The sequence below is a fragment of the Allobosea sp. Root483D1 genome (assembly GCF_001429505.1).
In the GTDB taxonomy this organism is placed as follows: domain Bacteria; phylum Pseudomonadota; class Alphaproteobacteria; order Rhizobiales; family Beijerinckiaceae; genus Allobosea.
This window is the reverse complement of record NZ_LMJW01000020.1, coordinates 615909-640944: the sequence shown is the minus strand read 5'-3', so window position 1 is coordinate 640944 and position 25036 is coordinate 615909. Positions and strand designations below refer to the sequence as shown.

At 68.0% G+C, this 25036-nt stretch carries 26 protein-coding genes; 14 read left to right on the top strand and 12 right to left on the bottom strand.

Annotated features, from left to right (window positions below; genetic code table 11):
• Positions 1-13: 13 nt before the first annotated feature.
• Together ASE66_RS21620 and ASE66_RS21615 are read left to right on the top strand one after the other, a co-directional pair.
• Entirely contained in the window at positions 14-469 is a 456-nt protein-coding gene (locus tag ASE66_RS21620; protein ID WP_057191747.1) for a Fur family transcriptional regulator, read from the top strand.
• 97 nt (positions 470-566) lie between these two features.
• Positions 567-2366 carry a sensor domain-containing diguanylate cyclase gene (locus tag ASE66_RS21615; RefSeq protein WP_162262519.1) on the top strand — a complete coding sequence of 600 codons (1800 nt, stop codon included), beginning with the start codon at positions 567-569 and terminating at the stop codon, positions 2364-2366.
• 15 nt (positions 2367-2381) lie between these two features.
• On the opposite strand, the gene acs is transcribed toward ASE66_RS21615, so the two are convergent.
• Complete coding sequence (gene acs, locus ASE66_RS21610; protein WP_057191745.1) at positions 2382-4334, bottom strand: acetate--CoA ligase; 1953 nt, start codon at positions 4332-4334, stop codon at positions 2382-2384.
• A gap of 258 nt (positions 4335-4592) precedes the next feature.
• Between acs and ASE66_RS21605 the strand changes: the two genes are divergently transcribed.
• Positions 4593-5729 (top strand): DUF2235 domain-containing protein, encoded by a 1137-nt coding sequence (locus tag ASE66_RS21605; protein WP_057191744.1) that lies wholly within the window; start codon positions 4593-4595, stop codon positions 5727-5729.
• A gap of 4 nt (positions 5730-5733) precedes the next feature.
• Here the strand turns inward: ASE66_RS21605 and ASE66_RS21600 are convergent, their stop codons facing one another.
• From ASE66_RS21600 to tsaD, 4 genes are read right to left on the bottom strand one after another with little or no spacing between them, the layout of a single operon-like run.
• Positions 5734-6144: an EVE domain-containing protein gene (locus ASE66_RS21600; protein WP_057191743.1), complete on the bottom strand. Its 411-nt coding sequence runs from the start codon at positions 6142-6144 to the stop codon at positions 5734-5736.
• A complete protein-coding gene (locus ASE66_RS21595; protein ID WP_057191742.1) occupies positions 6144-6473 on the bottom strand; it encodes a hypothetical protein in 330 nt (109 codons plus the stop codon). Before ASE66_RS21595 ends, ASE66_RS21600 begins: the two co-directional genes overlap by 1 nt.
• Positions 6474-6488: 15 nt before the next feature.
• Positions 6489-7478 carry an NAD(P)H-dependent glycerol-3-phosphate dehydrogenase gene (locus ASE66_RS21590; protein WP_057191951.1) on the bottom strand — a complete coding sequence of 330 codons (990 nt, stop codon included), beginning with the start codon at positions 7476-7478 and terminating at the stop codon, positions 6489-6491.
• A 5-nt stretch (positions 7479-7483) separates the two neighbouring features.
• Positions 7484-8527, bottom strand: a complete 1044-nt coding sequence (gene tsaD, locus ASE66_RS21585) for a tRNA (adenosine(37)-N6)-threonylcarbamoyltransferase complex transferase subunit TsaD (protein ID WP_057191741.1) — start codon at positions 8525-8527, stop codon at positions 7484-7486.
• A gap of 166 nt (positions 8528-8693) precedes the next feature.
• Here tsaD and hemC point away from each other — a divergent pair, with 166 nt between their 5' ends.
• The 5 genes from hemC (at position 8694) to rpoH (ending at position 15740) form a co-directional block, all read left to right on the top strand.
• A complete protein-coding gene (gene hemC / locus ASE66_RS21580) occupies positions 8694-9644 on the top strand; it encodes a hydroxymethylbilane synthase (protein WP_057191950.1) in 951 nt (316 codons plus the stop codon).
• Positions 9645-9668: 24 nt separating this feature from the next.
• Positions 9669-11633, top strand: a complete 1965-nt coding sequence (locus ASE66_RS21575; protein ID WP_057191740.1) for a uroporphyrinogen-III synthase — start codon at positions 9669-9671, stop codon at positions 11631-11633.
• Between the two features lie 14 nt (positions 11634-11647).
• On the top strand, positions 11648-13327 hold the full coding sequence (locus tag ASE66_RS21570) for a heme biosynthesis protein HemY (RefSeq protein WP_057191739.1): 1680 nt from the start codon (positions 11648-11650) through the stop codon (positions 13325-13327).
• A 161-nt stretch (positions 13328-13488) separates the two neighbouring features.
• Positions 13489-14523, top strand: coding sequence for an RluA family pseudouridine synthase (locus tag ASE66_RS21565; RefSeq protein WP_082613656.1), 1035 nt, complete (start codon positions 13489-13491; stop codon positions 14521-14523).
• 320 nt (positions 14524-14843) lie between these two features.
• Positions 14844-15740, top strand: a complete 897-nt coding sequence (gene rpoH / locus ASE66_RS21560) for an RNA polymerase sigma factor RpoH (RefSeq protein WP_057191738.1) — start codon at positions 14844-14846, stop codon at positions 15738-15740.
• On the opposite strand, the gene ASE66_RS21555 is transcribed toward rpoH, so the two are convergent.
• Positions 15741-16799 (bottom strand): DUF2125 domain-containing protein, encoded by a 1059-nt coding sequence (locus ASE66_RS21555; protein ID WP_162262518.1) that lies wholly within the window; start codon positions 16797-16799, stop codon positions 15741-15743.
• Positions 16800-16938: 139 nt separating this feature from the next.
• Here ASE66_RS21555 and ASE66_RS21550 point away from each other — a divergent pair, with 139 nt between their 5' ends.
• Complete coding sequence (locus ASE66_RS21550; RefSeq protein WP_057191736.1) at positions 16939-17496, top strand: gamma-glutamylcyclotransferase; 558 nt, start codon at positions 16939-16941, stop codon at positions 17494-17496.
• 4 nt (positions 17497-17500) lie between these two features.
• Here ASE66_RS21550 and ASE66_RS21545 read toward each other — a convergent pair whose 3' ends face one another.
• From ASE66_RS21545 to ftsE, 5 genes are all read right to left on the bottom strand, one after another.
• On the bottom strand, positions 17501-17986 hold the full coding sequence (locus tag ASE66_RS21545; RefSeq protein WP_057191735.1) for a hypothetical protein: 486 nt from the start codon (positions 17984-17986) through the stop codon (positions 17501-17503).
• A 59-nt stretch (positions 17987-18045) separates the two neighbouring features.
• Positions 18046-18828: a lysophospholipid acyltransferase family protein gene (locus ASE66_RS21540; protein WP_057191734.1), complete on the bottom strand. Its 783-nt coding sequence runs from the start codon at positions 18826-18828 to the stop codon at positions 18046-18048.
• Between the two features lie 53 nt (positions 18829-18881).
• Positions 18882-19616: a YdcF family protein gene (locus ASE66_RS21535; protein ID WP_082613626.1), complete on the bottom strand. Its 735-nt coding sequence runs from the start codon at positions 19614-19616 to the stop codon at positions 18882-18884.
• 137 nt (positions 19617-19753) lie between these two features.
• Entirely contained in the window at positions 19754-20731 is a 978-nt protein-coding gene (locus ASE66_RS21530; RefSeq protein ID WP_244495011.1) for a cell division protein FtsX, read from the bottom strand.
• The gene (gene ftsE, locus ASE66_RS21525; protein WP_082613625.1) at positions 20718-21377 is read right to left on the bottom strand and encodes a cell division ATP-binding protein FtsE; all 660 of its coding nucleotides are present in this window, start codon (positions 21375-21377) and stop codon (positions 20718-20720) included. Before ftsE ends, ASE66_RS21530 begins: the two co-directional genes overlap by 14 nt.
• A gap of 271 nt (positions 21378-21648) precedes the next feature.
• Between ftsE and ASE66_RS21520 the strand changes: the two genes are divergently transcribed.
• From ASE66_RS21520 to ASE66_RS21500, 5 genes are all read left to right on the top strand, one after another.
• Positions 21649-22476 carry a zinc-ribbon domain-containing protein gene (locus tag ASE66_RS21520; protein ID WP_057191732.1) on the top strand — a complete coding sequence of 276 codons (828 nt, stop codon included), beginning with the start codon at positions 21649-21651 and terminating at the stop codon, positions 22474-22476.
• 292 nt (positions 22477-22768) lie between these two features.
• On the top strand, positions 22769-23329 hold the full coding sequence (gene hpt, locus ASE66_RS21515; protein WP_057191731.1) for a hypoxanthine phosphoribosyltransferase: 561 nt from the start codon (positions 22769-22771) through the stop codon (positions 23327-23329).
• A gap of 4 nt (positions 23330-23333) precedes the next feature.
• Complete coding sequence (locus ASE66_RS21510; protein ID WP_057191730.1) at positions 23334-23708, top strand: response regulator; 375 nt, start codon at positions 23334-23336, stop codon at positions 23706-23708.
• 71 nt (positions 23709-23779) lie between these two features.
• A complete protein-coding gene (locus ASE66_RS21505) occupies positions 23780-24049 on the top strand; it encodes an antitoxin (protein WP_057191729.1) in 270 nt (89 codons plus the stop codon).
• 9 nt (positions 24050-24058) lie between these two features.
• Complete coding sequence (locus ASE66_RS21500; protein ID WP_057191728.1) at positions 24059-24466, top strand: type II toxin-antitoxin system VapC family toxin; 408 nt, start codon at positions 24059-24061, stop codon at positions 24464-24466.
• Positions 24467-24470: 4 nt separating this feature from the next.
• On the opposite strand, the gene ASE66_RS21495 is transcribed toward ASE66_RS21500, so the two are convergent.
• A complete protein-coding gene (locus ASE66_RS21495) occupies positions 24471-24932 on the bottom strand; it encodes a TspO/MBR family protein (protein ID WP_244495009.1) in 462 nt (153 codons plus the stop codon).
• Positions 24933-25036: the final 104 nt, after the last annotated feature.

The following is a 25036-nucleotide window of genomic DNA, read 5'->3' as shown; positions in this document are numbered from 1 at the left end:
CTACCTCTCGCGCATGAAGGGAATCGACCAGCGGGTGACGGAGTTCGAGCACCAGCTCCGCAAGGCGGGGCTGCGCATGACCCAGCAGCGCCGGCTGATCCTGCGGGTCCTGGCCGAGGCCCACGACCATCCCGATGCGAAGGGCATCTTCACACGCGCCTTCGTGCACGACCCGACCCTGTCGCTTTCGACGGTCTACCGCACGATGAAGCTGCTGGAGACGCAAGGCGCGATCGAACGCCATGCCTTCGAGGACGGCGTCTCGCGCTACGAGCATGCCGACCAACAGCATCATGATCACCTGATCGATGTCGAGACCGGCCAGGTCGTCGAGTTCTCATCTCCCGAGATCGAGGCACTGCAGGCCAAGATCGCAGCCGAACTCGGCTATGAGATCGTCCGGCACAAGCTCGAACTCTACGGCAGGAAGCTCGGCCGGAAGGCGCGCCGCAAGCCGGTCGAGGGTTGAAGCGTCAGCCTTTGGCGGCATCGACTTTACCGAATCTCAAGGGCCACCTTCGATAGCTCACGCAACGGCAACTCGTCCTCTGCGAAGCACGCCCCTGTTGAGTGATCGATCCTCAAAGCCTGCCGCCTCCCGCGCGCGACGCGGCGCCAGCCTCGATACCAAGCTCGTCCTGGGCTGCATGGTCCTGCTCGCGCTGTCGCTTGCGCTGGCACTCGGCCTGATCAGCATTCTCGGCAGCGACCATGTCCGCGCCAGCCGCAATCTCGAAGCCCTGACGCTGTACCGCAAGGTGCTGACCGCCGCGAACCGGCTCTCCGCCGAACGTGGCCCGATGAACAGCGTGCTCGGCGAGGAGCCTGCACCCGGTACGCCGGCCCGGCGCAAGCTCGCGGAATTTCGCGCGCTGAGCGACCGCGCCCTGGCCGAGATCAACCCGGATGCCGATAGCGGGTTCACACCGCACCTCGTCACGCGCGACGGGCTGGAAGCCGTCCATTTGCGCCTCGTCGAGGCGCGTCATGCGGCCGATCGGGTGAGCACCCTGCCATTGGCCGAGCGCAGCGTCGCCGAAATCGGCGGCGTCATCGCCGGCATGTTCGACGTGGTCGAGGTGATGCGGCCGGTGGTGAGCGCCGCCATGGCCGAGCTGGTCGAGCACGACGGCGCTCTGGCCGGACACGCCTTGACCGGGCAGATGCTCGGCGACCTGCGCGAATATGCCGGGCGGATGGGCTCCTACCTCGCCCCCTCGATCGCCGCACGCGAGCCGCTCTCCGCCGCTGCCCAGGACGAGCTCGCCCTCACCCGCGGCCGCATCCTGCAGATCTGGCAATCGCTGGAGCGCCAGCTTTCAGTCCATGCCGACGCACCGGAGCTGGTCGCGGCCGTGCACGAGACGAACAGGCTCTATTTCGGCACCGGCCTCGGCCTGATCGCGCGCTTGACCGCAGAGGGCCGCTCGAACCGCTATTCGGTCACGACCGAAGAGATGACCCTGCAATATGTGCCGTCGATGGCGCCGCTGGAGCAGCTGCGCGAGCGCTTCCTCGACGACATGCTGATGCACGCGCAAGAGACCCGCAAAGCCAGCGCCTGGTGGCTGCAGGCCGTCGCCGCCTTCACCGTGCTGATCGTGCTGATCAATCTGTCCCTGCTTCTGGCGGCGCGCCGCCGCATCTTCAGGCCGTTGCTCCAGGCCCGCGACCATATCGTTGCGCTTGCCGAGGAACGCAGCCTCGATCGGCCGGTGGGGATCCGCAAGCATGGCGGCGAGATGCATGAGCTGTTCGCCGCTCTCGAGATCCTGCGCCTCAAGCTGCGCGAGCGCCTGCGGCTGACCGAGCGCCTGAAAGTGCAGGCCGAGACCGACGCGCTGACGGGCCTGCTGAACCGCCGCACCTTCGACCGCCTCGGCCAGGACGATCCCGATTTCGACTATCTGCCGGTCGAGACCGGCCTGATCCTGATGGACATCGACCGGTTCAAGCTGATCAACGACGGCCATGGCCATGTCGCCGGCGACACGGTGCTGCGCGCCGTCTCGGCACTGGTAACGGAGATGGTTCGCAAGAACGATCTCGTCATGCGCTATGGCGGCGAGGAGATCGCCATCGTCCTGCCGAACACCAGCCTGCGCACGCTCTCCCGGATCGCGGAGACGCTGCGCGCGGCGCTCGCCGAGCAGGCGATCATCCTGGACGACGACACCGAGCTGCGGGTCACCGCAAGCTTCGGCGTCGCCGTGGGGCGGCGCGACGGCTCCGGCTGGAAGGTACTGATCGAAGCTGCCGACCAGGCGCTCTACGCAGCCAAGGCGGGAGGCCGGAACCGGGTCAGCATCGCCGGCGAGCAATTGCTCGCCGGTCCTGTCGCGATCAAGCCGATCCGTGTGGCCTGAAGTCCGGCCGGGCCCTCAGCCCGCCTTGCGCTTGTTCTGGCGGTTGGCGATCAGGTCGTCGACGACGGCCGGGTCGGCCAGCGTCGAGGTGTCGCCGAGCGCGCCGAACTCGTCCTCGGCGATCTTGCGCAGGATACGGCGCATGATCTTGCCGGAGCGGGTCTTGGGCAGGCCGGGCGCGAACTGGATCAGGTCCGGCGAGGCGATCGGGCCGATCTCGTTGCGGACGTAGGAGACCAGTTCCTTCTTCAGGTCGGCCGACGGCTTCTCGCCCGCCATCAGCGTGACATAGGCGTAGATGCCCTGCCCCTTGATGTCGTGCGGATAGCCGACGACCGCCGCTTCCGAGACCTGGGGATGCGCGACCAGCGCCGATTCGACCTCGGCCGTGCCCATCCGGTGGCCGGAGACGTTGATCACGTCGTCGACGCGGCCGGTGATCCAGTAGTAGCCGTCGGCGTCGCGCCGGCAGCCATCGCCGGTGAAGTACTTGTTCGGATAGGTCGCGAAATAGGTCTCCTCGAAGCGCTTATGGTCGCCATAGACCGTACGCATCTGGCCGGGCCAGCTCTCGGCGATGACGAGATTGCCCTCGGCCGCGCCCTCCAGAACCTTGCCCTCGGCATCGACCAGTTCGGGCTTGATGCCGAAGAAGGGCCGCGTCGCCGAGCCGGGCTTCAGCTTGGTCGCGCCCGGCAGCGGTGAGATCAGGATGCCGCCAGTCTCGGTCTGCCACCAGGTGTCGACGATCGGGCAGCGGCGCTCGCCGACGACGCGGTGATACCACTCCCAGGCCTCGGGATTGATCGGCTCGCCGACCGAGCCGAGCAGGCGCAGCGACTTGCGCTTGGTCTTCTTCACCGGTTCCTCGCCGGCGCCCATCAGCGAGCGGATCGCGGTCGGGGCGGTGTAGAAGATGTTGACCTTGTGCTTGTCGATGACCTCCCAGAAGCGCGAGATCGACGGATAGGTCGGGATGCCCTCGAACATCAGCGTCGTCGCGCCGTTGGCGAGCGGGCCGTAGAGGATGTAGCTGTGGCCGGTGACCCAGCCGACATCGGCCGTGCACCAGTAGATGTCGCCGTCATGGTAGTCGAAGACGTATTGATGCGTCATCGCGGTATAGACGAGGTAGCCGCCGGTCGTGTGCAGGACGCCCTTCGGCTTGCCCGTCGAGCCCGAGGTATAGAGCAGGAACAGCGGGTCCTCGGCCTTGACCTCGACCGGCGGGCAATGGCCCGAGGCCTTCGCGGCCTCCTCATGGTACCAGACGTCGCGGCCGTCCTTCATGGTGACGTTGCCGCCGGTGCGCTTGACCACGATCACCGTGGCGATGCCGCCCTTCACCTTGTCGTCGGCGGCATCGACATTCTTCTTGAGCGGCACGGCACGGCCGCCGCGCAGGCCTTCATCGGCCGTGATCACGATCTTTGAATCGGAATCCTCGATCCGGCTCGCCAGCGAATCCGGCGAGAAGCCGCCGAACACCACCGAATGCATCGCGCCGATCCGGGCGCAGGCCAGCATCGCGTAGGCCGCTTCGGGAATCATCGGCAGGTAGATCGTGACCCGGTCGCCCTTCTTGACGCCCTTGGCCTTCAGCACGTTCGCGAACTTGCAGACCTCGGTATAGAGCTGGCCGTAGCTGATCTTCTTCGACTCGCTGGGATCGTCACCTTCCCAGATGATCGCCGTCTGCTTGGCCCGCGTCGCGAGGTGCCGGTCGATGCAGTTGTAGGCGACATTGGTGGTGCCGTCCTCGAACCATTTGATCGAGACCTTGCCCGGCTTGTAGCTGACGTTGCGGACCTTGCTGTAGGGCTTGAACCAGTCGATTCGCTTGCCCTGTTCCGCCCAGAACTTGTCGGGATCCTTGATCGAGGCCGCATACATCTTCTTGTACTTGGCGTCGTTCAACCATGCCTTCTTGGCCCAGGAAGCCGGCACATCGTAGATCATCTCAGTCATAACAGGCGTCTCCCCAGGCTGGGCCTTCATCGGGGCCGGCGTGCAGATTGCGAGAGCGATGCCACGCGATCCGACCGGCCCTTTTCGAGTTGGTCGCATCATAGGCAGCAAGCTCGCGCCGACAAGCGCTACGGGCTCGCACTTTCGTTGCTGCGACTTTCGGCGAGTGCAACCGTCGCGCAGCGCCCAAGATTTCAATCCCCGGTTGAGAGTGATCGTGTTAGAAATGACCTAGAGGCAGGGGAGGAAGCCGGTACCATGGCCAGGACACTTTGCGTCTTTTCCGACGGGACAGGCCAGCGCGGCGTACGCGTCGACGACGGCGCCACCAACATCTTCAAGATGTACGAATGGGCGAGATCGGCTCCGGACCAGGTCTGCTTCTATGATTCCGGCGTCGGGACCGAACCCGGAAAGAAATTGAGCTGGTCGCGCTGGGCGCGAAATCTTGCCGGAAAAGCCACCGGATCGGGCATAACCCAGAACATCCATGACTGTTACGAGTTCCTGCTCCTCAACTGGGACGGGCCGGCCGGAACAGAGATCGCCGGCAACCGCATCGCCGTCTTCGGCTTCAGCCGCGGCGCCTACACTGCGCGCAGCCTGGCCTCTGCGGTCCTGCTCTGCGGCATCCCGGCACGCCGACAGAACGGCATCGACATCACCGCCGACAACGCCGATGCCAAGAAGGAACGGGACAGGATCGTCGCGGAAGCGATCGGCATCTACCAGACGCAATACGGCCCGCGCGGAGCGGAAGAGCGGCGCGCCAAGGCCGCCGTCTTTCGCGAGACCTATGCCTGCCGCGACGCCCCGATCCATCTCGTCGCGGTCTTCGACACCGTGGCTGCGCTCGGCTTGCCGGGCGTCATGAATCTGGTCAATCCGTTCCGGCACCGCTTCCACGATGCCAAGCTGAGCAGCCGCGTGCCCTTCGGTTTTCAGGCCCTCGCCATCGACGAGAACCGGAAGGTCTTCGCGCCGGTGCCCTGGGACGAGACCGAGGCGCATCCGGACCAGCGCATCGACCAGGTCTGGTTTCCGGGGGTCCATTCGGACATCGGCGGCGGCTACCCCGACCGCGGCCTCTCGGATGCGGCGCTCGCCTGGATGATCGCGCAATGCGCGCAGCCCGGAGTCGACATTGGCTTCGAGCCCGGCGGCTATCGTTTCCAGGGCTCGCTTACCGCGGCACAGCACGATGAGCGCACCGGCTTCGGGCTGTTCTGGCGCGAAGGTGACCGCTCGGCCTTCGTCCTCAAGCATAAGCCGGATCGGGACCGGCTCTGCGAGAACATCGAGGAACGCTTCAGGGATACGAAAGCCAATTATCGTCCGAAGGCGCTGGGCAGACCGTCGGTCCACCCGCGCGTCAGGGACTTCTATAGCGCCTGAGCGCCTAAAGCCCGCCCATCTTGCAGACGAGAGCCCATTCCTCGTCTGTCACCGGCTGCACCGAGAGGCGGAAGGAGGTGACGAGCGCCATCTTGGCGAGCTTCGGCTCAGCCTTCACGGCAGCAAGCGAGACCGGCTTGGGCAACGGCTTCCCGGCCTTGAAATCGACCAGCACCCAGGGCGGGCCGGCTTCCGTCCAGGGATAGTGCTCCTTGATCACCTCGACGATACCGACGACCTCGAGCCCCTCATTGGAGTGGTAGAAGAAGACCTGGTCGCCTTTCTTCATCGCCATCAGGTTGAGCTTGGCGGTGTGGTTCTTCACCCCGTCCCAATGCGTGCCCTTCGCCCCGGCCTTGACCTGGTCGTCCCAGGACCAGACCGAGGGTTCCGATTTGATCAGCCAGTGCGCCATCAGCCCTCGTCCTCTTCCTTCTGGGGCGCCGGCGGCCGCGATGCCGCCTCGCCAGTCTCGTTCCAGAACCTGACCATCTCGCGCGTCAGCGCGGCGTAATCCTGCGGGCTGAGCTCGACCCGGACCTCGGCCTCGCCGAAAGGCAGCACCAGCACGAAGCGATGCGTGTCCTCGGCGCGCCTGCGGCGCAATTCGATCACCCGCCCGGCGATGCGACCGGCGAGCGGCACCGGCTGGCTCTCGGCCACCAGTTCGGCACCGGTCGTCTTGCGTACCTCGGCGATGCCGCGCGCGACGCGTTTCGTCAGATCGGACCAGTCATTCGCCATGCGTGCCCTCTCCGCTCAGTTTTCCGCCCGCACCGGCCGCGCCAGCAGGTCTGCGACCGCCTCGCGCACGCCGGCGGTGCCGGTGATGATGCTCGCGACCGCTTCCGCGATCGGCATGTCGATCCCCTGCGCCCGCGCCATCTCGACCAGCACGGACGCGGTGAACGCGCCTTCGGCGAGCTTGCCGCCGGACGCCTCGGCCGGCGACCTGCCCTGCCCCAGCGCCTGGCCATAGGCGAAGTTGCGCGACTGTGCCGTGGCGCAGGAGAGCACGACGTCGCCCAGTCCCGAAAGCCCCATCAGCGTCTCGGCCTGCGCGCCATGCGCTTCGCCGAAGCGCCGCAGTTCCGAAAAGCCGCGCGCTACCAGTGCGGCACGGGCGCTCTCGCCGAGCCCGAGGCCGATCGCGATGCCGGCGGCGATGGCGAGCACGTTCTTGGCGGCCCCGCCGATCTCGACACCGCGCGGATCATTGCTGTGATAGATGCGCAGCGTCGGCGAATTCAGCGCCTCGGCCAAGCCCTGCGCCAGCGCGGCGTCGGCACAGGCAAGCGTCAGCGCTGTCGGCAGGCCGCGGGCGATATCCGCAGCGAAACTCGGCCCGGACAGCACCGCCGGAATCGCATGCGGCATTGCCTCGGTGATGATCTGCGTGGTGAAGCGCCCGCTGCCCTGCTCGATACCCTTGGCGGCCGAAATCACCGGCAGTCCCGCCCCCACCGCCGGCGCCAGCAGCGTCGAAGCCGCCCGCAGCGCCTGCGTCGGCACGGCCAGGATCAGCGCCCCGACCTGTGCCAGTGCCGCGATATCCGAAACCGGCTCGATCAGGCCGGGCAGCTTCGCACCTGGCAATCGCGGCGCCTCGCGCCGCTCGCGCAGGCTCGCCACGGTCTCCTCGTCGCGGGCCCAGAGCAGCACCCGGCGCCCGGCCCGCGCCGCGGCGAGTGCCAGCGCCGTGCCGAAAGCGCCAGCTCCTGCGACGCCGACAGTCTGGTAACGGGCAATTCCGCTCACCCCTTCGCCCGCAATTCGTCGAGCGGCCAGCGCGGGCGCGCCACTGCGGTCATATCGTCGACCAGGCCGAGCCGCAGGCGCTCCAGCCCGGCCCATGCGATCATCGCGCCATTGTCGCCGCACAGCGCCATCGGCGGCGCGACCATCGGCAGCCCGGCCTCGGTCGCAAGCCGCACCAGCCCGTTGCGGATCTGCTGGTTGGCAGCGACGCCACCGGCCACGACCAGGGAAGTCGGCTTGATTCCGGCCTCGCGGCAGGCACGCAGGCCGGCCCGCGTCCGGTCGACCAGCACGTCGACGACCGCGGCCTGGAAGGAGGCGCAGAGATCGGCGACATCGCGATCGGACAACGGCGCGATCCGCTCCGCGACCAGCCGCACCGCCGTCTTCAGGCCCGACAGCGAGAAATCCGGATTGGGCCGCCCGCTCATCGGCCGCGGGAACTCGAAGCGCTCGGGATCGCCGCTGCGCGCCTCGCGCTCGACCGAAGGGCCGCCCGGATAGGGCAGGCCGAGCATCTTGGCGATCTTGTCGAAGGCCTCGCCGACCGCATCGTCGATCGTGGTGCCGAGCCTGAGATAATCGCCGACCCCGCGCACGGCGAGCAATTGCGTATGTCCCCCTGAGACCAGCAGCAGCAGATAGGGGAAGGCGAGATCGTCGGTCAGCCGCGCCGTCAGCGCATGGCCCTCGAGGTGGTTGATCGCGATGAAGGGCCGGCAGGTCACCAGCGCGATCGCCTTGGCGGTGGTGAGGCCGACCATGACGCCGCCGACCAGCCCCGGCCCCGCCGCCGCGGCGACGCCGTCGATCTCGGAAGGCTTCATGCCAGCGGTCTCGAAGGCGCGCATCACGATCCGGTCGATCGCCTCGACATGGGCGCGCGCCGCGATCTCGGGCACGACGCCGCCATAGGCGGCATGCGCCGCGATCTGGCTGAGGACCTCGTTAGAGAGGATCTTCGCTTCGCCGGAACGCTCGACGCAGACGATCGCGGCGGCCGTCTCGTCGCAGGTCGTCTCTATGCCCAGAACTCGCATGCTCATCGTGACGTTGGGCGGGCATCGGCGGTGATGGCCGGGCTGCCGCCGGGGTGCGCGGTTTCGCGCGGGGATTTCCTCCGTATAGTGCTGCATGAACGAGAAGGCCAATGGCCAGCCCGGGCTTGAATGCCGAGAACCGGAGACCTCGCAGAGAATGACCGACATGCCGACCCCGCCACGCGAAAGCCGGCTTCCGGGCCGCTTCATTCTCGGCACGCGTGGCAGCCCGCTTGCTCTGGCGCAGGCGCACGAACTCGCGCGCCGGCTCGGCGCCGCCCATGGCTGGGACAGCGCCGAACTGCCGCTCGACGTGATCCGCACCACCGGCGACGCGATCCAGAACCGGGCGCTGTCGGAGGCCGGCGGCAAAGGGCTCTTCACCAAGGAGATCGACGCCGCCCAGCTCGCCGGCACCATCGATTTCGCCGTCCATTCCGCCAAGGACCTGCCGACCGCCCTGCCTGATGGCCTCGTCATTGCCGGCTATCTGCCGCGCGAGGATGTCCGCGACGCGCTGATCGCGCGCGGCATCTCCAGCCTCGCCGACCTGCCGCAAGGCGCCATCGTCGGCTCGGCCTCGTTACGTCGCCAGGCCATCCTGAAACGGGCGCGGCCCGATCTCGACGTGACGCTGCTGCGCGGCAATGTCGGCCGGCGGCTCGAAAAGGTCGCGAATGGCGAGATCGATGCCACGCTGCTTGCGCTCGCGGGCCTGCGCCGCCTCGGCCTCGCCGACAAGGCGAGCGGCATCCTCTCGCTCGACGAATGCCTGCCGGCGGTCGGCCAGGGTGCCATCGCCGTGGTGATTCGCGTCGGCGACACCGCCGCGGCAGGAGCGCTAGATCCGATTATCTGCCGCGACACCGGCCATGCCCTTGCTGCCGAACGCGCCTATCTGACCGAGCTCGACGGCTCCTGCCGCACCCCTATCGCCGGCCACGCCACCATCGACGGCGAGCGTCTGCATCTGCGCGGCCTGATCCTCTCGCCCGACGGCACGGCGAGCGCCGAGGGCGAACGCCTTGGTTCCGTCACGGAGGCCGCGCAACTGGGAGCTGATCTCGGGCGCGAATTGCGCGCCCGCGCTCCGGCCGGCATCTACTATCCGGCTTGAGCTACGGCCGCACGAGGAGGCGATATGCGCGTTTTGGTGTTCAGACCGCTTGAGGATGCCGAACGCAGCGCGCGGACCTTGCGCGAGCGCGGCAGGGATCCAGTGGTCGCGCCGCTGTTCGAGGTCCTGCCCAGCGGCGAGAAACCGCCCAAGGGGCCGTTCGATGCGCTGGTGCTGACCAGCGGCAATGCCGTGCCGGCGCTGGAAAACCTGCCGAAGAGCTGGCGCGCCACCCTCCCCGCCTTCTGCGTCGGCACGCGCACGGCGGAAGCCGCCGGCCAGCTCGGCTTCACCGCGCACAGCGCTCGGGGCGGGCGCGCCGAACTGCTGGCGCTGATCACCGAGCGCCTGCCGAAGGGCCAGAAACTCCTTTTTGTCGCCGGTCGCGACCGGCACGAGGATTTGCCGCAGCAATTGCGCGATGCCGGCCATGAGGTGACGGTCTGGACCGCCTATGAGGCCAAGGCGGTCGAGGTTCTGCCTGCTCCGGCCGCCGATGCCTTGCGGGACGGCTCGGCCGATGCCGCCCTGCATTATTCGCCGCGCAGCGCCCAGGTCTTCTTCGATCTCGCCGGCAAGGCCGGACTAGCCGAGCAGGCGCAGGCCTTGCCGCAGGTCACGTTGTCGGCCGAAGTCGCGGCGCCGCTGATCTCGGCTGGCGCCGACACCGTGCTCGTCGCCGAGCATCCCGAGGAAGCCGCGCTCTTCGCCGCGCTCGACCAGCTTCCCGCTCGCACTCTGCTGAGCAGCGATGCTAAGGAGCCAGAAGCGGCGGACGACAAGGCGGGCAAGGACGGCATGACGGCAGAGCCGAGCAGCGAACAGGGCCAGGCGGGCAAGCGCCGCAATCGCTCAGGCCGAACACCGCCGACCATCGAGCTCGCCGCCACGGAAACCGTCGGGACGCCGCCTCCGGAGGCTTCCGGCTCCGCCGCGACCGCAGCCGAGGCCGAGCGCGCCGAGACGCAGGCCGAAGCCGTGCTGCCGACCGAGGCGCTCGCCCAGGAATTCACGCCGCCGCCGGTGCCCGAGCATCAGCGGCGCTACAGCCTGCCGACCGTCGCGCTCGCCGGTCTCGCCGGTGGCGTGATCGGCGCCGGCCTGGTGCTGCTGGGCCTGCGTCTCTCCGCTCCCGATGACGGCGCGCGGCTGGCCGAGCTCGCCAAGCGCGTCGAGACCTTGCAGGCACAGAACGCCGCTTTGCCCAACCGCGCCGCGCTCGACGCCGTCGACCGCAAGGCCGCTGCCGCAGCCGAAAGCGCCGCCAAGGCGAGCAGCGAGGCACAGGCCAACGCCAGCCGGCTCGCCGAGCTGGCCAAGGCCACTCCGGCGGCGGATGCCAACCTCGCCGCCGGACTCAACCAGAAGCTCGACCTTGCCGAGAGTAACGCCACCGCCGCCCGCGACGCGGCCGCGTCGTTGGGCCAGCGCCTCGCCGGCGTCGAAGCTGCGGCCAGGAGTGCCGCCCAGCCGAGCCGCCAGGCGGTAGCGGCGGCGCGTGTCGTCCTCGCTGAGCGCATCCGCGACGCGATCGCCTCCGGCCGCCCCTTCCAGCCCGATCTCGCCGCGCTCGGCGACATACCCGCCGAACAGAAGGCGGCGCTCGCTGCCGTGGCCGGCACCGGTGCTGCGACCCGCGACCAGCTTCTGGCGCAGTTCAAGAGCCACCATACGCTGTTCGTGCGCGAGACCACCCCCGCGGCGAACAGTTGGGAGGACAAGCTGCTCGGCCTGGCCAGCCGCATCGTCACCATCCGCCCGGTCGGAGACTCCGGCTCCAGCGATCCCGCGACCCTGCCGATCCGGCTGGAGGGTGCGCTCGTCCAGAACGACGTGACGAAGGCGGCCGAGCTCTGGACGCAATTGCCCGAGCCCGCGCGGCGCGGCAGCGAAGCCTTCGGCCTGGCGTTGAGGCTGCGCGCAATCGCGGAATCGACGATCAACCGCATCGCGCAGGATGCGGTCGCGGCGCTGGGCACGGCAGGCTGAGAGGATAGATCCCGATGGTTCGCGTACTGGTCTATCTCTTCATCATCGCCCTGCTCGCCGCCGGCGCCGTCTGGCTCGCCGACCGGCCGGGCGAGGTCTCGATCCTCTGGCAGGGCTACCGCATCGAGACCAGCGTCGCGATCGCCGCGGTCGGCGTCGTCATACTCGCCTTCCTCGCTTTGGTCGCCTGGGCGGTGATGCGCTTCGTCTTCGGCCTGCCGTCGGCCTTCGGCTTCGCCTCGCGAGCCCGGCGCCGGGCCCGCGGCTTCGAGGCGATCTCGCGCGGCATGGTCGCGATCGGCGCGGGCGATCCCGTCGCCGCCGGGCGCCACGCCGTCGATGCCCGCAAATTCGCAGCCAGCGAGCCGCTGACGCTGCTGCTCGAAGCGCAATCGGCGCAGCTCTCCGGCGATCGCGGCCAGGCCGAGGCCGCCTTCAAGGCGATGCTCGACAAGCCGGAGACGCGCGTGCTCGGCTTGCGCGGCCTCTTCGTCGAAGCACGCCGGCGCGGCGACATGGCCGCCGCCCGCGCCTTTGCCGACGACGCGGTGCGCCGCTCGCCCTCGCTCGCCTGGGCCAATGACGCTCTGCTCGACTTCCACACAGCCGCCGGCGACTGGCAGGCGGCCCGTACCGCCGTCGAGCGTCGCGCCGCGCTGCGCCTTGCCGACAAGGGCGAGGCCAAGCGCCAGCGCGCCGTCCTGCTCGCAGCCGAGGCGCTCGACGCCAAGGACCGCGAGCCGGAGAAGGCGCTCGCCGCTGCGCTCGAAGCAGTCAAGCTCTCGCCGGGCCTCACGCCAGCTGCAGCGCTGGCCGGCCGGATGCTGTCGGAACGCGGCGACATCAAGAAGGCTGCAAGGCTGCTCGAGGCGGCCTGGAAACTGGTCTCGCATCCCGATGTCGCCAACGCCTATCTCGATGTCCGCCCCGGCGACAGCGCCCGCGACCGCCTCGCCCGTGCCGAGACGCTGACGAAGCTGCGTCCGGCCGATCCGGAGGGCGTCCTGGCGCTCGCTGGCGCCGCCATCCACGCCCAGGATTTCGCCCGCGCTCGCTCCACGCTGAAGCCGCTGCTCGCTGGTGGCGCCTCGGTCCGCGCCTGCCTGCTGATGGCCGAGCTGGAGGAGGCCGAGCACGGCGCCACCGGCCGCGTCCGCGAATGGCTGGCCCGAGCCACCCGCGCCCCGCGCGACGCCGCCTGGGTCGCAGACGGCCTCGTCTCCGACCATTGGCTGCCGATCTCGCCGATCTCGGGCCGGCTCGACGCCTTCGTCTGGACAGTGCCACCGGCGACGCTCGGCAGCCAGGGGACTCATCTCAACGACGACGTGCTCGCCGATCTCGACGAACCCTCAGCGCCACTGCTGGAAGGCAAGGTAGAGGTCGCGGAAGCAGTGACCATTCCGGCAGCAGCCGGGCTCGCCCCGCCTCTCACGCCCGAACCGCCCAAGTCCGAGCCAAAGCCAGAGCCAAAGCCGGAACCCAAGGTCGAGACCAAGCCTGAACCAACCGCCGCCTTGCACCCTGCTCCGACCGAGCCGGTCGTCGAGATCGCTCCCGCGACGACCAAGCCGGCGCCACAGCAGGGCAAGCCCGCGCCGGTCGTCTTCCCGGTCGCGCATGCCCCGGATGATCCAGGTCCTGAGCAGCAGGCGCCGGGCGAGGCCAAGGGGCGCTTCCGGATCTTCAGCTGATTTGCGCGTCATTCTCGGACGGAGCGAAGCGTAGATCCGAGGATCTCGTGACGAGAGGGCGCCGCCCGGAGCCTCCTCTGGCCTGAGATGCTCGGGTCAGGCCCGAGCATGACGTATGATCTTTGGGTGCGATTTTCTTCCCGCCCGCCTATAGACGGCGCATGACCACGCTCGAAATCGCTACCTCGCAATCCGCCACCGAACTCGTCATCGCCCCCGAGCAGGCTGGCCTGCGCCTCGACAAGGCGCTCGCTCTGCTCGGCGGCGAGGTCTCGCGCGCCCGCCTGCAGCAGGTGATCAAGGAGGGCGGCGTCAGCGTCGACGGCGCGGTTGTCGTCGATGGCAGCCGCAAGGTCTCCGCTGGCCAGCGCCTCTCCCTCGTCATGCCCGAGGCCAAGCCCGCCGCGCCGATCGGCCAGGACATTCCGCTCACCGTCGTCTTCGAGGACGAGCACCTGATCGTGATCGACAAGCCGGCCGGGCTCGTCGTCCATCCCGCCGGCGGCCATGAGGACGGCACGTTGGTCAACGCGCTGATCGCCCATTGCGGCGAGAGCCTCTCCGGCATCGGCGGCGTGCGCCGGCCGGGTATCGTCCACCGGCTCGACAAGGACACCAGCGGCCTGCTCGTGGTCGCCAAGAACGACAAGGCGCATCACGGCCTCGCCAAGCAATTCGCCGACCATGGCCGCACCGGGCCGCTGGAACGGGCCTATCTGGCTCTGGTCTGGGGCGCGCTGCGCCGGCAGACCGGCACGATCGATGCCCCGATCGAGCGCTCGAACCGCAATCGCGAGAAGATGATGGTGGTCGGCGAAGGCCGAGGCCGCGAGGCGATCACCCATATCGAACTGATCGAGCGCTATCCGCCGCTGCTGCGTGGCCATGAGGAGATCGAGGCGCTGGCGAGCCTGGTCGAGTGCCAGCTCGAGACTGGACGCACCCACCAGATCCGCGTCCATATGAGTCATATCGGCCACCCGCTACTCGGCGACCAGCTCTACGGCTCCGGTTTCATGACCAAGGCAGGCCGCTTGCCGGAGAATGCCCGGGCCGCGCTCGCCGATCTCGGCCGCCAAGCACTGCATGCGCGCCTGCTCGGCTTCGAGCATCCGGTCACCCGCGAGGAATTGCGCTTCGAGTCGGAACCGCCGGCCGACTTTGCACGTTTGCAAGCCGAGCTCTCGATCCTGTGACGGATTTTTGCTGCGCTGCCCACTTTCCGCCACCCTCGCATCGTCTATACTGCGCTGCGAAAGCGGATGGCTAAAGGGGCGCCGCTTGAGCATGTTCCGCAAAAGTGGGGACCACTTTGGCGATGAGAACATGCTCCACATGAGAGTTGGCGCGAATTCTCGTCGTTCAGCCGGGTCCGGCTGAACGGAAAGCGCGCCGGGTGCTTATCGCGGGCGACAGGGCGAAGGTCGTCGCCAAGCAAGGCACCGGATCATCCTGCCCGATGGAACATCGGGTGGTTGGCTCGCCGCGCAGCGGGAGCCGGGAAAGGAGTACGAGCATGGCGATTGCGTCGTTGCCCGTCATGTCCGCGGAGGGCGGACTTTCACGTTATCTGGACGAGATCCGTCGGTTCCCGATGCTGGAGCCGAATCAGGAGTTCATGCTGGCCAAGCGCTGGCGCGAGCATGGCGACCGCGATGCGGCCCATAAGCTCGTGACCTCGCACTTACGCCTCGTCGCCAAGATCGCCATGGGCTATCGCGGCTACGGCCTGCCGATGGGCGAGGTGGTGTCGGAAGGCAATGTCGGCCTGATGCAGGCGGTCAAGCGCTTCGAGCCTGACAAGGGCTTCCGGCTCGCGACCTATGCGATGTGGTGGATCAAGGCGTCGATCCAGGAATACATCCTGCGCTCCTGGTCGCTGGTGAAGATGGGCACCACCGCCAACCAGAAGAAGCTGTTCTTCAACCTGCGCAAGGCCAAGAGCAAGATCTCGGCGCTCGGCGAAGGCGATCTCAAGCCCGACCAGGTTAAGACCATCGCGACCAAGCTCGGTGTCAACGAGCAGGACGTGATCGATATGAACCGCCGTCTCGGCGGCGATGCCTCGCTGAACACGCCGTTGCGCGAGGACGGCGAAGGCGAGTGGCAGGACTGGCTGGTCGACGACAGCGAGAGCCAGGAGCGCCGCCTCGCCGATTCGGAAGAGAGCGACAACCGCCATCTGGCGCTGCGCGAGGCGCTGGGTGTGCTCAACGACCGCGAGCGCCGCATCTTCGAGGCGCGCCGCCTCGCCGAGAACCCGATCACCCTGGAGGAGCTCTCCGAGGAGTTCGGCGTCTCGCGCGAGCGCGTTCGCCAGATCGAGGTCCGCGCCTTCGAGAAGGTGCAGGAGGCGGTCAAGAAGGCACTGGTGAAGATCGAGGCGCCGCGGGCAGCCCTGCCCGCAGCCTGATCAGTACAACGGCGGCAAGGGCTGCAGAGGCAGCCTGAGCGGCCCGAGGAAGACCCTGCCTTCGCGCAGGACCAGCGGCGGCAGCGGCGAAAGCCCTGCCGCCGTATTGCTTTGCCCACTATCGCCCAGACGCCCGCCGAGCAGCGCGCCGAGGCCTGCGGTCAGGCCGCCGACCTTGATGCCGGCAATGCGGTCGACGCCGGCGATCGCCGCCGAAACCTTGCCAGCCGGCCGATGCGCCTCGTCGAGCGCCACCAGGCCGGTGGCCTCGAGCCGAGTCGGCCCCTTGGTCAGGACGAGCTTGGTCACGTCGAGGCCGCCGCCGGCGGTACGCCAGGCTTCAAGCGCATCGGGATTGAAGCCACGCCGGAAGGACAGCGCGCGCGACAGGCTGGCCTGCAGGTCGAGATCGGCGAGCTGGCCGTTGCCGATCAGCACTTCCAGCGCCGGCAGCACGCCGCCCTTGGCGCTGATAGCGAGATCGACCGTGCCCTCGCTGGCGAAGCGCTGCGGATTGGGTCGCAGATGCGCCTCGGCGGCGGCGGCACGCCAGGTCTCTGCGGCACCTTGCCCGGGTTCGGTGACCGTCAGAACCGGCTCGCCCAAGACCAGCGAGAAGCGCTCGAAGGCGAGGCCGGTGAGATGCAGGCTCGCGCTCAATGCCTTCCAGTCGAGCACGGCCTTACGCGCTTGCGGCAGGTTCGCCAGCATCGGCCCGGTCATCTGCAGGATGATGTGGCCCGGGGTCCAGACCTGTGCAATCGCGACGGCCGGGCCGGCATCGAGTTTGACCTCGTCACCCCAGCGCGAAGAGGTCAGCGTCAAGCTGGCGCAGCGCACCTCGATGCGGAACGGGTAGCCGCCGACACTGCGCTCGCGACAGGTCCAGCTGCGCCCGGCCCGCGCCTCGCGAGCGATGCCGGCATCGAGTTCCTGATCGACCTTATTGCGCGCGAAGCCCCAGATGCCGGACCAGCCAGCGGCGAGCAGCGCCAGCAGCACGAAGGGCGCATAGAGCCAGAAGCGGCCATGCCGGCGCACAGGCGTGGTATCGGACATGCGCGGGCGCTCCATTGCGAAAATCTCGGCAGGTTGATAGCGACCGAGGCCGCAACGCGCCAGCGCTGTCGGAGATTGTCCGCCAGCAGGTCGCGAATGCCTCTCTGGCGAGGCAAGCGGGCTAAATTGTGAGGACCGGATGACAGCGCCGCTTCCGCCGGAAGATCTCTGGGTGTTCGGCTACGGCTCGCTGATCTGGCGTCCCGGCTTTGCCTTCGTCGAACGCGCCGGCGCGCGCCTGCACGGCTACCACCGCGCGCTCTGCATCTATTCGCACGTCCATCGCGGCACGCCCGAGGTACCGGGACTGGTGCTCGGCCTCGATCGGGGCGGCATCTGCCGCGGCGTTGCCTTCCGCATCGCCGCCGACCAGGCCGAGGAGACGATCGACTACCTGCGCGCCCGCGAGCAGGCGACCGCGGTCTATCTCGAACGGCGGCTGGCGCTGCGGCTCGACGACGGAAGACGCCTCAATGCGCTCACCTACATCGCCGACCGCAACCATGAGCAATATGCCGGCCGCCTGCCGGAGGCGGCGGTGCTCGCGTTCGTGCGCCAGGGCAAGGGCGTCTCGGGCGAGAATCCGGACTATGTCCGGCGCACCCATGAGCATCTGCACGAGATGGGCATCCAAGACCCGCTGCTGGCGCACCTCGTCGCCGAGCTCGACAGGACGAGCGGACCAGCCGCGCTCTGAGCGCTCATGCCTCCGGCATCAAATCGCAGAGCACGGCTCGGCGGCCCGCGCCGTCCTCGGCCAGGAGATGGACGTGGATCTCGCTGGCGCCGGCCATGGCCACGGCATCACGCCAGCGAGTCAGCGCCGCATCGATGCCGAACGGGCCACTGTCGCGCGCGGCGACGATCTTGCGCTCGGGCGAGACCGCCAGCAGCACCGCATCGCTGAAGCCGAGCGCATGCCCGTCCTGGATGGCGAAGACCGAGGCGACATAGCGCCGGCTGGAGCGGCCGCGCCAGGCGGTGAAGCGACGCTCGGCGAGATGGGCGGTGGCGCGCAACGGCATCTCGCGTACCTGCCCCGGAACCGCGGCGTCGTCGCTGAACAGCGGAGCGGCGCGCTCCGCCTTGGCGGGTTGGAGCGCCTCCAGCAGGTTGAGCTGGCGCGGCATCTTGTCGATCGACCGGTTGCGGTCGAGTGGGAAACGGGCTCGGGCCAAAGCAGCCATGTCGTTCCTCCTTTGTTCTAGAACAAAATCGGAACAGTGAGCCCCATTGTCAAGGCCGATCAGGCGTTGGCTGGCGGCTCCTGCCATGTCCTGACAGGAGCAGGCACGCCGAGCTGCTCAAGTTCGGCCAGCCCGTCCACCAGGAGGCGGTTGCTAGCCGTCTCGATCCGCTCCTGCAGCAGGGCGTGGAACGCGACCTTGCTCATGCCTGGCAGAATCGCCGGCATGATCTCGACGCGGATCGTGCCCGGGCGCTTGATCAGGCTGCGGCGCGGCCAGTACAGCCCGGCATTGAGCGCGACGGGCACGCAGGGCACGCCGAGCTCGGCATAAAGATGGGTGACCCCGTATTTATAGGCAGGCTCCGCGCCGGCAGGGCGGCGCGTGCCTTCCGGGAAGATCATCAGCTGCCGCCCGTTCTGGCCGAGTTCGACCTTGGCACGGCGGGTCGCCATCTGCAGCGCCCGGCTGCCGGCGCCCCTGTTGACCGGAATCATCCGCATCTTCAGCAGGCACCAGCCGAAGAAGGGCAGCCAGGTCAGTTCGCGCTTGAGGATGTAGACCGGGTTGCGGAAGATCGTCACCAGCGCGAACGTCTCCCAGGTCGATTGGTGCTTGGCAGCCACGATGATGCCGCCCGGCGGAATGTTCTCGAGGCCGACGATCTCGCAGCGCGTGCCGACGACCGCCCGCATCAGCCAGACCGAGGTGTCTGCCCAACATAATGCGATCTTCAGCAGGAAGCGCCGCGGCAGCACCATCGTCACCATGGCTGCGAGCAGCCAGAATGCGAGGTTCAGATAGAAGGCGACGTTGAACAGGAGCGAGCGGATCAGCAGCATGGTCCGCAAGAACCCCGGCAGCCAGATCGCGTCAAGAGCCGTCTTGCACCGAATCAGGCTCCGCGTGCCGACATTGGCGCTCGCGAGCGCTTGTCGTGCTCGGGGCCGATCAGGTCGCCCGGCTTGGGCGAGACGGGCTTGCGCCCGCCGATGATCACCGAGAGCCGCGAGGTTTCCGGGTCCGTCTCCAATTTGCTGCGCACGGCGGCGACCAGATATTTGAGATATTCCGGGACCAACAGACGGATCGTGTGCCAGTCGCGCCACCAGCCGGCGACATCGACCTGATCGGTCACCACCGGATGCGGCACGAAGCGCACACCAGGCATCGCATGGCCGAGTTCGAGCAGCGTGCGCGGCATGTGGTAGTTCGACGTCACCACCAGCAGCGAGCGGAAGTCATGGCGGCGGACCCAGCGCCGCGTCTCGATGGCGTTGCCGATGGTGTTACGGGCGCGGTAGTCGAGATCGACACAGCAGGCGAGCGCCTCGCGCGCGCTCGGGTTGAGCTTGGCCAGCTCGTCACGGCCGGTCTTCTCGTTCACGCCGCTGATCAGAAGGCGCCGCCCCCGCTCGGCATTCAGCAGGCTGACGGCGTCGCCGATCCGCTGCGCCCCACCGGTGACGACGACGATCGCGTCCGTCCGCGGCGGCGAGCGGGACTCGGTCACCGACAGCCCCATGGCGAACCGGACATAGCCCACAGCCACGGCAAAACCGCCGACGAGGCACGACCAGAGCAGGACATGACGGAGCCAGCGGCGCCGCGGGGAGGCAGGCGTCGTCATCGGTCGCAGGGCAGCCAGGCTGTCCTCAACACAGGGAAGATGGCCTTGCCGGGTTCCAAGCAGCACCATGAGATCGGAAAACTAAACGCCCAATCGGGCACAATGACGGCACCTTCACAACCCCACCGCGAAGCGAGTCAGCTCATTGCCCGCAGATAATGCCGCACCGTCAGCCGCGAGACGAGTCCCGCGATCGCCGCGACCACCGCCGCGACAAGGATGACGACGGCATAACCCGACCAGCCGATCTCGAAGGCGCCGAACAGCGCCTGCAACTGGTCGGCCTCCGGGGTCGCGCTCCAGGCCGAGGACAGGAAGCCGAGCAGCGCGATCGCGATGATCGCCGCGAGCCCGCCGGCCGCGCCGCCGCGCAGGCCGAGCGCGACGAAACGGGTCTGGAATTCGCGCGCGATGAACTCGTCGGTCGCGCCGACGAAATGCAGCACCTCGACCGAATCGCGGCTGCCGGCCATGGCGCCTCGAGTCGCGAAGGCCACGGCGAGCCCGGCCGCCACCAGCACCAGCAGCACCACGGCGACGCCGGCCAGGATGATCGTGCTCGCCATGGTCGAGAGGCGACGCACCCAGAGCCTGTGGTCGTCGAGCATCGCGCTCGGCACCTCGCGCCGCAGCGTCTGGCTGAAAGCGACGAGGTCGTTGGCGACGGTCGAGGACAGCCGCAGCACGATCAGCCGCGGCACGGGCAGTTCGACCAGATCGAGCCCGGCGCCGAGCCAGGGCTCGAGCAGCTTGTCCGATTCCGCCCGCGGCATCGGCCTGACGTCGGCGACGCTCGGCACCGCCCGGGCGAGTTCGACCGCACGCGCAATGTCCTGCTCGATGTTGCGGCGCGGATCGGGCCTGACCTGGATCGTCATCTCATTCGCGACGGCACCGCGCCATTGCTCCGAGGCGCGAGCGGCGAGCAGCGCCGCCCCGGCGCTCAGCGCCGCCAGGAAGGTCAGGATGGCGATGACGACGACGAGCGCCCGCCCGGCCACCGAATCGACCGGCACCAGGGGCTGATCGCGGCGCAGGCTCGGCGGCAGGCGCTGCCCGCTGCGCGGCCGCTCCTCCTCGGCTTCGTCCATGTCCAGATGGTCAGGCATCGACATGCAGGTGCCCATCCGCCAGCACGAGACGCGGCGCGTCGTAGAGTTCCATCAAGGCGATGTCATGCGTCGCGATCACCACCGCGGTTCCCAATGACTGCAACTCCATGAACAGGCGCAGCAGACGCCGCCCGAGGCCAGGGTCGACATTGCCGGTCGGCTCGTCGGCCAGCAGCAGCTGCGGCCGGCTGATCAGGGCACGCGCGATCGCGGCGCGCTGCTTCTCGCCGCCGGAGAGGACAGCCGGCACCGCATGCATGCGCTCGCCGAGGCCGACCCAGCGCAGGAGCTCGACGACCTCGGCACGGTAGCTCGCCTCCTCCTTGCCGAGGACGCGCAGCGGCAAGGCGACGTTCTCGTAGACCGTCAGATGGTCGAGCAGCCGGAAGTCCTGGAAGACCACGCCCATGCGCCGACGGAAATCGGTGAGTGTAGCAGCTTCGAGGCGCGAGACGTCCTGACCGAACAGTTTGACCAGCCCCCGCGTCGGCTTGAGCGCCATCAGGACGAGCCGGATCAGCGTGGTCTTGCCCGCGCCCGACGGCCCGGTCAGATACTGGAAAGAGCGCGGCGCAATGCTGAAGTTGATGTCCTTCAGCACCTCCGGGCCCATCCCGTACCGCAAGCCGACATTCTCGAACCGAACCAAACGCAGTTCCTCTCGCTGAACTTTCCGAATCGTATCGGACGGCGGCCGAGCCCGCGCGATCCTACACCGAGACCATATGCCGGCGGGAAGCTCCGGCGTGTTTTCCTCAGCCCTGCATGGCGCAGGCTTTACGCGACGTTAACCATAAATCGACCCTATGGGAGGCGGAGCCATCAACCGCCCCCGCTTGTGCTTGCGCGCAGCGACGGGAAGATCAGGCTCCAGACCGATACCCTCTGGCATGCAGCGCGGAGCGAGCGTTTTTAAGGCCATGCTGATCGTCTGCCCCACCTGCGCCAGCCGGTACGAGATCGCCGAGGCCAAGATCGGGACCGGCGGCCGCAAGGTGCGCTGCGCCAGTTGCCAGACGACCTGGCAGATTCAGGCGCTGCAGGCGGCCGAAGCGCAGCCGACCGACGAAGTCCTGCAATCGGATCTCGATGCCGCTATCCCCGAGCTTCCGAGCCCCCCCAGCCCCGAGCAGACCGCCGCGGAGCTGGAGGAGGAACTTCGCCGCGCCGCCGAGATCGCTGCCGACATCTCAGCGGTCGCATCCGAGCGGGCGGAGCCGCCGCAGACGAATGCCGCACAGGCCATGCCGCCCAAGCGCAAGCGAAACCGGGCCGGCGTGGGCAACCTGGCTTCGCGCCTGCCAGCGGCAGCCGCCGGCATCTTCGTGGCCGCCGGCCTCGCCGCGCTCGGCCTCGGCCTCTGGCAGCGCGAGCGCGTGGTCCGGGCAATCCCGCAATTTGCCGGGCTCTACGCGAAGATCGGCCTGCCGGTGAACGTGCGCGGCCTCGCCTTCAGCGCCGTCGAGAGCGAGCTGGTCCAGGATCCGCAGGGCCGTTTCCTCGTCGTCTCGGGCGATGTCACCAACATCGCCAAGGGCGCGACGAAGGTGCCGCCGATCACGGTGATGGTGCAGAGCGAGGACGGCAAACTGCTCTACAGCTGGACGACGGAGCCGCCGCGCCCGTCGCTGGAGCCGGCCGAGCTGATGCATTTCCGCGCCCGCCTCGCCTCGCCACCCGAGAATGGCCGCTTGGTCCAGCTGCGCTTCGGCGCGGCTAACCCGGACGGCATCGCCAGCCTCTACTGATTTCCCACACCCCTGGAATCCGGCCGCTTCAATTGTCGGGGCGCGGACGCTATGACTGAGGCCAGAAGAGTTAGAGCCTCTAACAAAACCTGGACCTATCTGGATGGGTCTTGGAGGAGCCGAATGCCAGGAGGAGCGTGCAGCCGATATCCTTCGATATCGGCCGCGCGTTGCTCCTGGCGGAGTGGACGAATTGCCGGCGTCCAGATAGGTCCAGGTTTAGTTAGAGGCTCTTAGCCCGCGATCACGGGGCTGCGCGGGCATGGGCCCGCGCCGAAAGGAACGGTCGTCAATGTCCCAGCCCAAGCGTATCCGCGTTCTCTATGACGAGGTGGCGATCGCCGAGCGCAATGCCGAGATGGCCGCCGAGATCGCCACCAGCGCCGGCGAGGACCTGCTCGTCGTCGCGGTGCTGAAGGGCAGCTTCATGTTCGTCGCCGATCTGATCCGCGCCATGCACCGCGCCGGCATGAGCCCGCAGGTCGAGTTCGTCCATTTGTCGAGCTATCGCGCCGCCACCATTTCCTCCGGCCAGGTCGAGATCCTGCGCGACGTCCAGAGCGATGTCCGCGGCCGGCATGTGCTGCTCGTCGACGACATCCTCGAATCCGGCCGCACGCTCGCCTTCGCCAAGGATCTGCTCGCTGCACGCGGCGCCGCCCGGGTCTCGACCGCCGTCCTGCTCGAGAAGCCGGCCAAGCGCGCCGTCAATATCCAGGCGGACTATGTCGGCTTCGAATGCCCGGACTATTTCGTCGTCGGCTACGGCATGGACGTCGCCCATTCCTATCGCCAATTGCCCTATGTCGGCGTGATCGAGACCGCCGATCAGGCCGGCCTGCCGGGGATCTGAGGATATGTCGCGCATTCTCGTGGTCGATGACGAGGAGAGCCTGCGCTCGCTGGTCGCGCGCGGCCTCGCCATGGACGGGCATGACTGCCTGACCGCCGGCGACGGCGCCGAGGCGCTCGACATCCTGATGGCCGAGCAGGGCCGTTTCGACCTGCTGCTCACCGATATCCGCATGCCGCTGATGGACGGGATCGCGCTGGCGCTCGCCGCCAAGCAGCAATTCCCAGACCTCACCATCATGCTGATGACCGGCTATGCCGAGCAGCGCGAACGGGCCAAGAGCCTCGAGACGATCGTCGAGGAGGTGATGACCAAGCCCTTCACCATCGCCGAATTGCGCGAGACGGTGCTGCGCGTGATCGAGCGCTCGATCGGTTGAGCCCCCTTCATCCATTGACGCTGGAAAGATGATATCTATCTTGGGTAGATATCAATCCTGGAGGATGCGCAATGAGGACGGCGTCATCGGCGAGGGCCAAGCTCTTCATGCACGGCCGCAGCCAGGCCGTGCGGCTGCCGAAGGAGTTCCGCTTCGAAGGCAGCGAGGTGCAGGTCAGCAAGGTCGGCGACAGGGTCATCCTCGAACCGGTCGCGCGTGCGCCTTTCGATGCTGCCGCCTGGCGCGCCCGTCTCGACGCGCTCGGTGCGCGCGATTTCCTGGTCGATGAGCTGCCGGATGATCCCCCGCCCGGCGACGAGGACGAGATCGCATTCGGCTGAGCCGCTCCGATGTTCTGTCTCGATACCAATGTGATCGTGTTCGCGATCAATGGCCGCGTTCCGGCCATCGAGCAGCGACTTCGGCGGGAGCTGGCGGCGGGCACAGCACTCCTCATCCCAACCATCGTCCTCTTCGAATTGCGCTACGGCATCGCCAAGAGCGTTCGGCGAGAAGCGTCCACGAAGGTGCTCGACGCCTTCGTGGCTGAGGGATTCGAGGAACTCCTCTTCGATGCCGAGGACGCTATCGAGGCCGGAAACATCCGCGCCGCGCTCGCAACTTCCGGCATGCCGATCGGTGCCTACGACATCCTGATCGCAGCCCAGGCCCGGCGACGCGGTGCGGTTCTCGTCACCGGCAACCGCCGCGAGTTCGAGCGCGTCCCCGGCCTGATGGTCACCGATTGGGCGGGGTGATCGTTCAGCGGTTCAGCCACCAGATCGAGGCGTTGAGCAGGGTCGCGAACGAGACCCAGGCGAGATAGGGCACGAACAGGCCCACGGACAGCCTGTCGCCCAGCCCCGCGAAACACCGCATCGTCCAGATCATCGCGGCCAGCAGCAGCGCGATCACGACGAGTCCGCCGGCCGGGCTGTTCAGGCCGAAGAACACGCAGGACCACAGCATGTTGAGCGCGAGCTGGACATGATAGGCGAGCAGCGTCTGCGCCCTGCCCGACCTGTCGCTCGGCAAGCGCAGGACGCGGAACGCCGCCAGGCCCATCAGGGCGAACAGCACGGTCCACACCGGTGCGAACAGCCAGTTCGGCGGGTTGAAAGGCGGCTTGACCAGGCCCGCATACCAGCCCGGGATCTGCGGAACCGTAACGGCGCTGCCGATCAGCGAGGCCGCCACAACCGGCAGGATGGCGATGAGCGCCACAAGCCAGACATTCAGCTGACGATCGGCGCTATCTGACGATATGCTCATGCGGCGAGAATGGGGTGCATCTGCGCGCCGCACAAGACGAGCCTCTTGCACTGCAG